This is a genomic window from Thermoanaerobacter wiegelii Rt8.B1 (assembly GCF_000147695.2).
GTDB lineage: Bacteria > Bacillota > Thermoanaerobacteria > Thermoanaerobacterales > Thermoanaerobacteraceae > Thermoanaerobacter > Thermoanaerobacter ethanolicus.
The window spans coordinates 2,498,586-2,510,184 of record NC_015958.1; the positions used below are offsets into that span (position 1 = coordinate 2,498,586).

The following is an 11,599-nucleotide window of genomic DNA, read 5'->3' on the forward strand; positions in this document are numbered from 1 at the left end:
CCTAACCCCTCCTGCTAATTTTCTATTCTCTTAGAAAAAATTGTTTTCACCTTAATTGTACTATTTTTTCTAAAATAGGTAAATAAGAATGTAAATAAGAATATAAAAATAGGCGAATACTCTTCGCCCTTTATACCAAGCCACTGCGAATATTCAAGCCCTTATCAATAGCTTCCTGCACTATTTTATGGCAGCACTTGCCCAACGGATTTTTTCTTTGACAATCGGAATTGCTCATTGCACCCGTAAGTTTTAAAACTTCTTTCATAGTATTAGCGCCATATTCTACTACCGCCTTTATAATTTCTTCTTCTGTCACCCTGCTGCAATAACACGCATATTTAATACTGCAATAATCAATGCCAAAAAAACAACAATAGAAGTGTAATATTTCGCAAACTTTGTCATAAATTTTTCTGTAGGAGCTTTCTTACTGCTAGCCTCTTCAATAAGTTCTAGTATTTTTGAAACAGTGGTATTTTTTCGCCAGGCTTTACTATGATAACGTCTCCCGGTCTTACTTCTTGTGGTGAAACCCTCTTTATTTCATATCCAATTTTTAAGTTGGCATAATCGGGACGAATATTCATTAACTCTTTAATAGACCTTTTCGAACGGTCAACAGCAATATCCTGCAGAAGTTCCCCAATTTGGTAAAAAAGCATTACGGCTACACTTTCAGGATACTCTCCAATAGCAAAAGCACCAATTGTCGCTATGTTCATTGAGAAAATACTCATCAAAAATCTGCCCTTTTAAAATATTTTTGGCAGCTTTTAAGACGACATCTCCTCCTGCGATTATATAACTTATAAAAAATAAGGTAAATTTGATATAAACCAATAAATTAAATAGCAATGCTATTGCAAACAAGATAGCAGAAATCCCATATTGAATGATTCTCCTGTATACTTTATTAGAGTCATCATTCTCAAAAGAAAGCTTACAACTATCAAAATCACAATTCCTTTTGCTTCTGTAACACAACTTCCACAACCAAACCTCTCTAAAACAAAGGCCCTTTTATTATTTTGCATAGTATTCACCTCTCCTGATTCATTCATTAATATGTATTTGTTGAACATTCTACTTCCTTTTAAAATTCTTGACCGAATAGTTCAAATGTGTTATAAATAATTTTACCGCACAATTTTCGAGATTTGGTTCTACGGGGGTATCAAGAATGACAGTAATATTTGTAGGAAAAGACAATCAAATTACAATAAAAGCTCCAAAAAATGTTGAAAAACTCGCGAAAGAGTTGGAGATAAATTTAGAATCACATGTCTTTATAAAAAATGGAGAAATAGTTACTCCAGATGAAATTCTTCAAGATGATGATGTAGTAGAGATAATATCGGTAGTTTCTGGAGGTTAGTAGAAGGAGGCTTTACCAATTGAAGTGCATAAGATGTAAGAAAAAAGCAGTTATCACTCTAAAAAGGCATAATGCAGCCTTCTGTGCTGAGTGTTTTTTACATTATTATAGAAACCAAGTCTTAAAAAACGTTCAAAAAAATAAAATGTTTAAAAAAGACGATAGAGTTTTAGTGGTAGTATCTGGCGGCAAAGATAGTATGGCTCTGTGGGACGTTCTAGCCAAGGAAGGTTATAACGTTGTCGCAATGTATATAAACCTTGGAATTGGAGAGTATTCAAACAGGTCTCAAGAGGTGGTTGAAAATTTTGCAAAGAAAAATAATCTCCCACTCATTGTAAAAAATATTAAAGAAGAATTCGGGCTTGATATATACAAGCTTTCAAAGACTTTAAAACGAAGCCCCTGTTCCGTATGTGGAACAATTAAAAGATACTTGTTTAACAAAGTAGCTTACGACAATGGATTTTCAGTTATTGCAACAGGTCATAATTTAGATGACGAAGTAGCAACACTTTTAGGCAATATTTTGAATTGGGGAGAAAGCTATCTTGCAAGACAGGGACCTGTTTTACCTCAAACTCATCCGAAACTTATAAAAAAAGTAAAGCCTTTTTATACTTTAACAGAAAAAGAAAACATGTATTACGTACTTTTAAACAAAATTGAATTTTTACATGAAGAGTGTCCTTATTCAGTTGGAGCTCGTTCAATTCTTTATAAAGAATTGCTAAATGAACTGGAAGAAAAAAGTCCTGGCACAAAACAGCGTTTTTTGATTGGCTTCCTTGAAAAGGGCAAAAAACATTTTAAAGAGGTAGAAAATATTGAATTGAAGGAATGCAAAACTTGTGGCCATGTCACAACAATGGAAGAATGTTCTTTTTGCAGACTTACAAAAGTTTCTAATACCGTTGGCTAGTGTAGAGATTGTACCTAAGGCTGGTAGTATAAAAAATTTTTAAAACCAGCCTTTTTCTTACACAAAAGTCAATATTTAAAATTACAAACAAAGTAAGGAGAGTGAAAAATGCATGAATCTTTTTGATGTAATGCTTAAAAATTATTTTGATGAAAAGATGCTTGAGAAGCTTTCAAGAGTAAAAATTCTTCTCATTGGCTGTGGTGGACTTGGTTCAAATGTTGCAGTAATGCTTATAAGAAGTGGCATTAAAAACCTCACAATAGTTGATTTTGATGAGGTAGACATCTTAAATCTCAACCGACAAAATTACTTTTTACACCAGGTAGGAGAAAAAAAGGTATTAGCCCTTAAAGATACTCTCTTTAAAATCAACCCCCACGCAAACATAGCAGCCAAAAATATAAAAATTGATGAGTCATATTTAGATGAGTTAATCCCTCAACATGATATAGTTGTGGAAGCTGTTGACAATGAATTTACCAAAACGCTGATTTTTAAAAAAGCCCAAAAACATAATAAAAAAGTGGTTTTGGCTTCAGGTGTCGCAGGATTTGGTGATTGCGAAAATATTAAAATAAAACGGGGTAAAAACTTTTCAATTGTGGGGGATTTTGTTACATCGATTAATGAAAAGAAACCTTTGGCACCCAAAGTCATGGCAGTCGCCGCAATACAAGCAGATGAAGTATTAAGGATGATAAATGAGCTGGAGTAAAAATGATAATATAATTATTTTTTTTCAAGTATTTTTTTCTTTCAAGATATTCCTCTTCGCTTATTTCCCCTCTTGCATATCTTTCTTTTAAAATTTCTATCGCATCCCTCTCTTTGTTTCTATTTTTTGTGCCTCGAAATAATGATATAATAAAGTATATTGCAGCTGTGAGCTTAAATAGCTCTTCTTTAGGTATATCATATACCTTTGCAGTAAAATCACCTTTTTCAAGCTTTTTAGCAACTTCCGTAATATTAACTAACGGTCTTGTAATATAATTTGACACATAAATACTTATAATCAATGCCTATCACCGTTGCTATAACATTATATCTGCTAATGTCATATAAAAACTTAAAATCCAAGTCACTCATCATCATCGGCTCATAATAAATTATATCCACATATCCCACTGTTTTTTCATCTACAATGATGGGAAGAGTTTTTTCAGAAATATTTTTCTTATTCCATTTTCCCATCATATTCATCATATATGACATTGAAGAAAAATCCCATATAATCTTGCCATCTTTATCTCTAAGTCTTAATCCATATCCTTCCATCATAGCTGCATGACCAATTAGAATAAAAAAAGAAAATAAAGAACTATACCCTTTGTTGAAAAGCTACAAAAGCAGTAGTTGGAGAAGCCAGTGAAGTCTTAATTTTATCGTTAAAAAATTATTTTAGAAGTTCTTGTCAAAAATAAGAATTGACATTATAATGGAATCGTAATCAATATAAAATTGTAATGTGTATTAAGGAGGAAAAATAAAATGGATGCCAAAGAGATAGTATTAAAAACTTTAAGAGAATCTTCAAAGCCTCTGCGTCCTAGTGATATTGTAGAAAAATCCGGCCTTGACAAAAAAGAAGTTGAAAAGGCTATTAAAGAATTAAAAAAAGAAGATTTAATAATGTCTCCTAAAAGATGCTATTACTCTGCAAAATAATTTGTAAAAAAAGAGAGTGCAGGTTTTACACTCTCTGATTTTTTATTACCTTTTTCTATAGCCAAAACTTTTTGAAACTACTCTTCCAATACTATTTATTCTGGCAGTTATACAACTAAAGCAATGAGTCGGAGTATCAGCAACACAATTTTCCTCGGATAGAATGCATACAATTTTCTGTATTCTCCCTCTGTCATATTGGGTAGACTCCTCACAAAATTCACCCGCCCTAATGTTCATTACTGCTTTTTCTAATTATGATTTTATTTTAAGATATCACAATCTCAGCAGATTTTCAACAGTTTAACAACTCTTTATAAGGCCTTTTAGATACAAAAATTCATAAAAATTATTTAAATTTGTGATATACGTTACAGTAAAATTTTCAATACAGGGTAAAATATAATCAGGTATGTTAGAGAAAAGGAGGTATTTCCCATGAGTGAACTTATTAATAATAGGGAATACAGAAGAAAACTTTTAAAAGAAGTTATAAAAGAACTTCATAGGGGTAAAAGCGTTGCGGAAGTTAAGGAAAAATTTAAAGATGTCATAAATGGAATAACTTCTACAGAATTGCCAGCAATAGAACAAGAACTAATAAACGAGGGACTGGACGTAAAAGAAGTACAGAGGCTATGTGATGTCCATGCTGAAGTGTTTAGAGATTCATTAGAACAACTAAAAAAGTCCGAAACAATTCCGGGGCATCCAGTGCACACCTTTAAAGAAGAAAATAGAGCAATAGAAAAGCACATTAATGAAAATATAAAACCTGCTCTTGAAAAGTTGAAAAACAGCGGAAGTTTTGAAGACGCTCAAAAGCTTTTAGAGCATATTAATCTTTTAATGGACATAGACAAGCATTATTCGAGAAAAGAAAACCTGCTTTTTCCGTACCTTGAAAAATACGGTATAACGGGACCTCCCTCTGTCATGTGAGAATATTTGCAAGGACAAAATCCGTCATTGGCAGAAAAGTTCAATATTGTCACCCACCTACAAGTGTCCATATTGTTGAACAGCTGCTTCAGGACTTCAAGTCAGGCAAAAAAAGTCATGAAGACTTCTGGATAAAGTTGGGTGACAAATATGTATTTATAAGATATTTTGCTTTAAGGGACAAAAATGGTGAGTATATAGGTACTTTAGAGGTAACACAGGATATCGCTCCTATAAAAGCAATAGAAGGAGAAAAGAGGCTTATGTCTTAATAAATTTTAAAGGGGTCAGCTTTAAAAACTGTCCCCTTTATTTTCTCTACTCAAAAATTACTTTGCACTCTTTAAAGCCTCTGTAGCTAATTCTTTAAAAGTTTTCGAAGTTTCTGTAGCCCCTGTTACTGTATCTACTTTAGCAGGATCTTGCTTTTCTATTAGTTGTTGCTCTAACTTTTCATCTGCTTCTTTTGGAGTAATATTAGTTTTTTCTTTCATCTTTTCGGCATATTGTTGATCATTTCTCTTAAATTGCCCATCTTTGTTAACTTCATTATAGGTTACAGATGCTATTTTGCCATCCTTTACAGTTATTTCTATTTGTCCCTTCCAGCCATGACTGTCAAAATTAGGCTGTTCTGCTTTGTAAGTACCATCTTTGTAACCACCGCTTGCTGTTTTTGAAGAACAGCCACTCAGTACAAACAAAGCAAACACCCCTACCAACATAAGAACCAAAATCCTTTTCATACAATTACACCTCTCCTCAATATAAATTTTTATTTAAGAATATTATACCATTACGTTAAAATAATATCAAGATATATAAATTAAAAACGTTTCCTTTACAAAAAACTCCATCAATTTGTCTCACTAAAATTTTGTTTTGGACAGCAATGAAGCTAAAATCATCATAATTCCTGTAATTTGATATATCTTTACAGTATTAGCATTCGCTTTTACTAACTGTGGTATATTGTCATAATATTTACGAGCAATATTTACAGATTGTACTGCTAATGGAATTGTTATAAAAGATAATAACCATAGTAAGTTTTTGGTAACAACAGCTATTACAATGAAAGAGAGATATGCTGCTCCATAAAGGGCTGCATATACCTTTACTCCTTTTTCTTTGCCTATCCTTACTAATAAATTGTATTTATGGCCTTTAAGGTCAGCCTCATAATCGGGATATTGATTTATCCAAAGAACATTGGTTATTAAAAAGCCTATAGGCAAGGAAATCAGTAAAACATCTATACTTACGCGATGTGTCATCACCAAATACATCCCCATCACTATTAAAGGTCCAAATGTCACTCCCACAGCTATTTCTCCAAGTCCATTATAACTAAATTTAAAAGGAGGTAAACTATAAAAAATTGACATCAAAACTCCTAATAATCCTACAATTAACACCAAAGGTTCCCTAAAGATTACAATAACCAATCCTATGATACAAGCGGCAAGCATTGTTATAATTGCAATAAGTATTGTCTCTTCAACTGTGAGTTTACCTTCGACTATGGTCTTTTTTCCACCGCTAAAAGGAGTCCTTTTATCTGGAGTTACAAAAGTGTCTACTCCAGACTTATAATCAATAAATTCATTAACTGCATTTTTGCCAATTTCAATAAAATAAATACCTATCAAAGATATAACAAACCATAAAAAGTTAAATTCTCCAGTTTTGCCATATGCATAGGCAGCTGCAACAAACATAGGTACAGTAGATGCTACCCATATCTTAGGATCTGCCAATTGCCAAAATCCCTTCCAAGCCCTCAAAAATTCTGATTTGTTCATAAAATTTCTCCCCTCCAAAGCCAAAATTATCTAGTCATTAAACTATACTCAGGGTCAGTAATTTTGAAATTGCCTTTTAATCCGGAAGTTATATATACTTTTTTGTCATCTGTGACAAAAATAGCTTGTACTCCTGGTAAACTTTCTGCAAGTTTTAAACCTTCTTCTAATCCCATAACAAAAATTTTTGAAAGCGCATCGCCATCAATAGAAGTGTCTGTTATTATTGTCACACTGTAGAGATGGTTATCTGCAGGATACCCTGTAAAAGGATTCAATATATGATGATATAATTTTCCATCTTTTTCAAAGTATCTTTCATAAACTCCAGAAGTAACAACTGCTTTATTTGAAACTTCTACTATACCTAAATATTCGCCTCTCGGTTTAAAAGGAGTTTGAATACCTATACGCCAGTTGCGACCATCAGGTTTTGTTCCGATTGTAAGAACATCACCTCCTAAATTTATTATGGCATGTTTTACACCTTCTTTTTTTAAAACTTGTGCAACTTTATCTGCCGCATATCCTTTGGCAATACCTCCTAAATCTATGCTCATACCTTTGTTTTTTAACATAATAGTCATATTTTTTTCATCCAGTATTATATTTTTATAACTTACAAGAGGAAGTTTAGCTTTTATTTCTTCAGGTGAAGGTACTCTGGCTTTATCAGTGCCTATATTCCAAAGTTTTACTATAGGTCCTACTGTAATATCAAAATACCCCTTTTCAACATCAGAAAAATGTACCGCTTTTTTTATCACATAAAAGGTGTCAGATGAAACCTTAACAGGTCTAACACCTGCATTCTCATTAATTTGATTCACTTCACTGCCTTTGATGGCAACACTCATCTTGTCCTCTACATCTCTTATAGCTTTAAATCCATCATCTAATACTTTTTTCGGAGCTTTATCGTATATGGTTATTGTGCAATAAGTATCTAAAGCAAATTGGGTATCAGATATAGGCTGTGAATTTTTATTTGAACATCCAGATAGTATAATGGCGGCATTAAATATTAGAAAAAAAATTACAAAAGAAGTTATGGATTTTTTCATATAATCTCCTCCAAAAATAGCTTTACATATTTTTTAATAATTCCTATATAAAAGCTTACTCGTAACTTCAATTAAAATTTGTTTAGGTGGAGAGTCTTTCAACATAGATATTTTATCAAAGGCTTTTTTAGTATATTTTTCTGCCAGCATTTTTGACCGGTCTACACCACCATTTTCCTGAACGAATTCAACTATGCGTTTTATGTCTTCCTCACAATAACTCTCTTTTTTAAGTAATGCTATCATTTTTTCGTCTTTATTCTTTTCTAAAGAATATATTAAAGGCAGTGTAAAAACTCCTTGTCTTATATCATTGCACAAAGGTTTGCCAACCACATTTTCTTCTCCAGTATAGTCCAGAACATCGTCTATAATTTGAAAAGCCATGCCAATATTGTATCCTATACTTCCCAATATTTTAGCCAACTTTTCTCCACAGTTGCTTTCATAAGCTCCCACGTAAAAACTTAAGGCAAAAAGGGCAGCAGTTTTTGCAGCTATCCGCTTCAAATAATCATTTATTGTGATATCTATATTGTATCGGCTTTCAAATTGCCCAATTTCACCTTTGCATATTCTAGACACCACTTTTGACACTTTCTTAAGATTTTCAATAGTAATGTTATCGGATAAAAGCAAAAAGCATTCAGAAAAAAGAAAATCCCCTATAAATACCGCATAATTTTTCCCATATTCTGCTTGGATAGTAGGTTTACTGCGTCTTATTAAAGCATTGTCAATTATATCATCGTGTACTAAAGTTGCCATGTGGAGCATCTCAACAGCAGCAGCTAAAGGTAATATCCTTCTTCTATCGTATTCTCCAAATTTCCCAGACAAGATTACAAAAGCAGGCCTAAGCATCTTTCCGCTGTTACGAATCATATCTAACAATATATTTCTAATTGACCTATTGGAGTTTTTTACACGTTTTTCCATTATTTTTATAACTTCATCAAGCTCATTTTTTATTTCTAAATTATTATTCCAAAACTTATCCATCTAACCACCTTAATCAATGTAAATTTAGATTTTTTAATCTCTTCCAATGTTTTAGAATAAATTTTGAAGACAATCCCACAAAAATGCCAGTCCCAACTCCAGCTATCATTAATACAGGTATATAAACCATTATATTGATATTTTGCACTATAAGAGAAGCTACCAGCATCTGACCAATGTTGTGAAATACAGCACCTATAACACTGACCCCAACTTCAGTTATATTTTCTTTGCCTACTTTTTTTGCGAAAAACATGGCAAAAAGGCTTAATAAACCTCCGCCTATGCTATAAAAAAAGGAAGATGGTGAGGAAGCAAAAAATGTTGCTAGCAATATCCTTACAACAAGCACAATAAATGTATCAAAAAAGCCAAACAAATACAAAGATACGACTGTGATTATGTTAGCAAGTCCTAACTTAGCACCGGGAGCAATAAAAGGGACAGGTAACATTCCTTCTATAATGTATAAGACTAAAGAATTAGCAACTAATATAGCCAGAAAAACCATTCTCTGAGTCTTTGACATAGTTGTATGCTCAATAGACGACTTGGTCAACTTTGTCATTTTTAACACCCCGTATTTCTACAACTATCCTAAACGGCAAACATATTATACTTTGCCCCGGTTTATCAATAAATCCTTCTTTTATACAAATTTTATCTGGGCACTCAGCGTAAATAACCTTTACCCCACCATCTTCAACCAGCAATACATCTCTCCCATATTTTGTAACTATAGGTATCTCTTCTCGATAATTAACATCATCTAAGGACACCTCTTTATATATCTTACCGTCTACCATTATTGCCGCATATTTGTGGGGATAATGTTGGGTTGTTGATACTTTGTAAAATATCAACAACCCGATAGACAAAATCGCCACAAAAAGTACTATGAGGATATCACCTTTTTTCACTATAAATAACCCTCTTTCATATTACATCAGCTAACATAAAGATACGTTCTTCTGGCAAAAGAAGTCTTTTTCCACCAATTTTTTATCCACGGTATCACATAATAATCCAGTCCAAAAGCTCTCCCCGCTCCTCCCATAAGAGCTATAGCTGAAAAAATATACCACAATATAGACTTATCTGCCATCGCAGATAATATGAAGTTCAGTGCCAAGAATATAGAACCAGCTGATGCTAAGGCGGTAAACAAACCTGCTATTAAAGCCAGACCTATCGCTACTTCTGCAAGCACTACCATTGCTTGGAATAAGAAGGCATGTGGTACTACAAAAGTATCCATAAACCATTTGTAGAAAGCTGGAGGCTCTTTTAACAATGGCTGCAAGGCCTGCGCTGCAGTTGCAGCTTCGCCAGCTTTAGCTGTAGCACCGGATACATCAGAGGTAGTTATAATAAATATTTTTGAAGGGTCAAGCCATCCTTGCTGTATCTTATTTATGCCTTCTATAAGCCACAATGCACCCACATATATTCTTAAAAGAACAAGCCAAAAGATAGGAATATGCGCGGCAATATGTCCTCCCAATATTGAGCGATTGCTTTTAACTTCAAAGAACTCATGGTAAATGTATGATAACACGGTATCAACGCCTGCTACTCCAAAAAGATAATGCATATTTACAAGGTGCTTCATAGCCATTGCTAAAAAGCCTGTCAAAGACACACCCATAAGTTCTGCTACTGCATATCTACTTCCTATAGAAACCATAAAACCATGGTATCTAGGTTTAAAAGGCTTTTTCTCTTCTCCTTTTATATCAGCCACTATATTGTATACTGCAGTTTCAGCTGACTGCAGTGCTGTCTCTACAACTTGAGGGATAGGTTTTCCATCTAACTCATAGTATGCTAAATCGCCTATTACATAAATATTTTCTTTGCCTACTGCTTGCATGTATTCATTTGTCTGGACTCTACATCTTCTACCTAACTCTAAGCCAAAATTCTCAACGCATTTGTTACCTTGAACTCCACAGGTCCATATAAGCGTTTTTGTCTCAATCTTTCTTCCATCTTTTAAAACTATATAATCCTTTGCTACTTCCACTATAGGAGCATTAGTCAAAACTTCTACTCCTTTTCTGTTCAAAAACTTTTGAGCTTTGGCAGCTAATCTTGCATTTAAGTTAGGAAGTATGGTATTCAGCGCTTCTACCACCATAATTTTAACATCATTGCGATCTAAATGATATTTATCACACAAACTTTTTGTCCATTCCATTAATTCGCCTGCAGTTTCAATTCCTGTGAAACCCGCGCCAGCTACCACAAAGGTAAGCATTTTTCTTTTTTCCCAGGGTCATTTTCAGCACTTGCTTTTCTAAACATTTCCTCAATATGTTCTTTTGTTTTAATAGCAGCTTCTAATGTTCCTACTGTAGACCCGTATTCAAATACACCAGGTATGCCAAAATCGCAAGGCTCACTTCCAATTCCTAAAATCAAATAATCATAATTATACTCTCCGTCTTTTCCAATTACACTTTGCCTTTCATAATCAATTTTTTCCACTTCATCTGTTATGACTTTTACTTTTTTGTTTGCGAAAATTTTGTGTAAGTACACACGAACGCTATCAGGTTCTATTCTGGAACCAGCCACTTCATGTAAATCTGTTAACAATGTATGATAGGGTTTTTTGTCAATAAGAGTTATTTCTACAGTGCTGTCATTTTTAAATTTTTTGTTTAATAGTTTGGCGGCGTGTACGCCCCCATACCCGGCCCCAATGACAACAATTCTTTTATGACTACTCATAAAAAACACCTCTTATTTGATATAATTATAACAGTATTCCTTACATAAATTTTACTATATAAATTACGCTTTGTCTATA

14 protein-coding genes and 3 pseudogenes are annotated in these 11,599 nt (G+C 33.3%); 6 read left to right on the top strand and 11 right to left on the bottom strand.

Going from position 1 to position 11,599, the window contains the following annotated elements:
• Window positions 1–130: 130 nt before the first annotated feature.
• Window positions 131–319 carry a bacterioferritin-associated ferredoxin gene (locus tag THEWI_RS12325; protein ID WP_039929175.1) on the bottom strand — a complete coding sequence of 63 codons (189 nt, stop codon included), beginning with the start codon at window positions 317–319 and terminating at the stop codon, window positions 131–133.
• Window positions 320–327: 8 nt separating this feature from the next.
• Window positions 328–1,037 (bottom strand): annotated as a pseudogene (locus THEWI_RS15475) (heavy metal translocating P-type ATPase); the annotation flags it as partial.
• A 146-nt stretch (window positions 1,038–1,183) separates the two neighbouring features.
• Between THEWI_RS15475 and THEWI_RS12340 the strand changes: the two are divergent.
• The 3 genes from THEWI_RS12340 (at window position 1,184) to thiF (ending at window position 3,018) form a co-directional block, all read left to right on the top strand.
• Window positions 1,184–1,378 (top strand): MoaD/ThiS family protein, encoded by a 195-nt coding sequence (locus tag THEWI_RS12340; RefSeq protein WP_003869726.1) that lies wholly within the window; start codon window positions 1,184–1,186, stop codon window positions 1,376–1,378.
• A 19-nt stretch (window positions 1,379–1,397) separates the two neighbouring features.
• Window positions 1,398–2,300 (top strand): PP-loop family protein, encoded by a 903-nt coding sequence (locus tag THEWI_RS12345; RefSeq protein ID WP_014063619.1) that lies wholly within the window; start codon window positions 1,398–1,400, stop codon window positions 2,298–2,300.
• Window positions 2,301–2,412: 112 nt separating this feature from the next.
• Window positions 2,413–3,018: a sulfur carrier protein ThiS adenylyltransferase ThiF gene (gene thiF / locus THEWI_RS12350; protein ID WP_014063620.1), complete on the top strand. Its 606-nt coding sequence runs from the start codon at window positions 2,413–2,415 to the stop codon at window positions 3,016–3,018.
• On the opposite strand, the gene THEWI_RS15685 is transcribed toward thiF, so the two are convergent.
• The gene (locus tag THEWI_RS15685) at window positions 2,957–3,178 is read right to left on the bottom strand and encodes an SHOCT domain-containing protein (protein WP_425274186.1); all 222 of its coding nucleotides are present in this window, start codon (window positions 3,176–3,178) and stop codon (window positions 2,957–2,959) included. The two genes, thiF and THEWI_RS15685, sit on opposite strands and share 62 nt — an antisense overlap.
• Window positions 3,176–3,599: pseudogene (locus THEWI_RS12355) on the bottom strand (HAMP domain-containing protein); the annotation flags it as partial. The gene THEWI_RS15685 and the pseudogene THEWI_RS12355, both read right to left, overlap by 3 nt.
• Window positions 3,600–3,794: 195 nt before the next feature.
• On the opposite strand from THEWI_RS12355, the gene THEWI_RS12360 reads away from it, so the two are divergent.
• The 3 genes from THEWI_RS12360 to THEWI_RS15875 all read left to right on the top strand — a co-directional run bounded on the left by THEWI_RS12360 (window position 3,795) and on the right by THEWI_RS15875 (window position 5,185).
• Window positions 3,795–3,971: a MarR family transcriptional regulator gene (locus THEWI_RS12360; RefSeq protein WP_003869722.1), complete on the top strand. Its 177-nt coding sequence runs from the start codon at window positions 3,795–3,797 to the stop codon at window positions 3,969–3,971.
• Between the two features lie 438 nt (window positions 3,972–4,409).
• Window positions 4,410–4,913: a DUF438 domain-containing protein gene (locus THEWI_RS15870; protein WP_244262248.1), complete on the top strand. Its 504-nt coding sequence runs from the start codon at window positions 4,410–4,412 to the stop codon at window positions 4,911–4,913.
• Window positions 4,910–5,185, top strand: a complete 276-nt coding sequence (locus tag THEWI_RS15875; RefSeq protein WP_244262249.1) for a PAS domain-containing protein — start codon at window positions 4,910–4,912, stop codon at window positions 5,183–5,185. The genes THEWI_RS15870 and THEWI_RS15875 overlap by 4 nt, the downstream gene beginning before the upstream one ends.
• A 57-nt stretch (window positions 5,186–5,242) precedes the next feature.
• Here the strand turns inward: THEWI_RS15875 and THEWI_RS12370 are convergent, their stop codons facing one another.
• The 7 genes and pseudogenes from THEWI_RS12370 to THEWI_RS15330 form a co-directional block, all read right to left on the bottom strand.
• Window positions 5,243–5,659 carry an FMN-binding protein gene (locus THEWI_RS12370; protein ID WP_003869719.1) on the bottom strand — a complete coding sequence of 139 codons (417 nt, stop codon included), beginning with the start codon at window positions 5,657–5,659 and terminating at the stop codon, window positions 5,243–5,245.
• A 123-nt stretch (window positions 5,660–5,782) separates the two neighbouring features.
• Window positions 5,783–6,718 carry a 1,4-dihydroxy-2-naphthoate octaprenyltransferase gene (menA, locus tag THEWI_RS12375; protein ID WP_003869718.1) on the bottom strand — a complete coding sequence of 312 codons (936 nt, stop codon included), beginning with the start codon at window positions 6,716–6,718 and terminating at the stop codon, window positions 5,783–5,785.
• A 26-nt stretch (window positions 6,719–6,744) separates the two neighbouring features.
• The gene (locus THEWI_RS12380; RefSeq protein WP_006569713.1) at window positions 6,745–7,782 is read right to left on the bottom strand and encodes an FAD:protein FMN transferase; all 1,038 of its coding nucleotides are present in this window, start codon (window positions 7,780–7,782) and stop codon (window positions 6,745–6,747) included.
• 33 nt (window positions 7,783–7,815) lie between these two features.
• Complete coding sequence (locus THEWI_RS12385) at window positions 7,816–8,784, bottom strand: polyprenyl synthetase family protein (RefSeq protein WP_014063621.1); 969 nt, start codon at window positions 8,782–8,784, stop codon at window positions 7,816–7,818.
• Between the two features lie 13 nt (window positions 8,785–8,797).
• Window positions 8,798–9,352 (bottom strand): Gx transporter family protein, encoded by a 555-nt coding sequence (locus tag THEWI_RS12390; RefSeq protein ID WP_052877874.1) that lies wholly within the window; start codon window positions 9,350–9,352, stop codon window positions 8,798–8,800.
• Window positions 9,324–9,704, bottom strand: coding sequence for a NusG domain II-containing protein (locus tag THEWI_RS12395; protein ID WP_014063623.1), 381 nt, complete (start codon window positions 9,702–9,704; stop codon window positions 9,324–9,326). The genes THEWI_RS12390 and THEWI_RS12395 overlap by 29 nt, the downstream gene beginning before the upstream one ends.
• A gap of 26 nt (window positions 9,705–9,730) precedes the next feature.
• Window positions 9,731–11,520, bottom strand: a pseudogene (locus THEWI_RS15330) (FAD-dependent oxidoreductase).
• Between the last annotated feature and the right edge of the window lie 79 nt (window positions 11,521–11,599).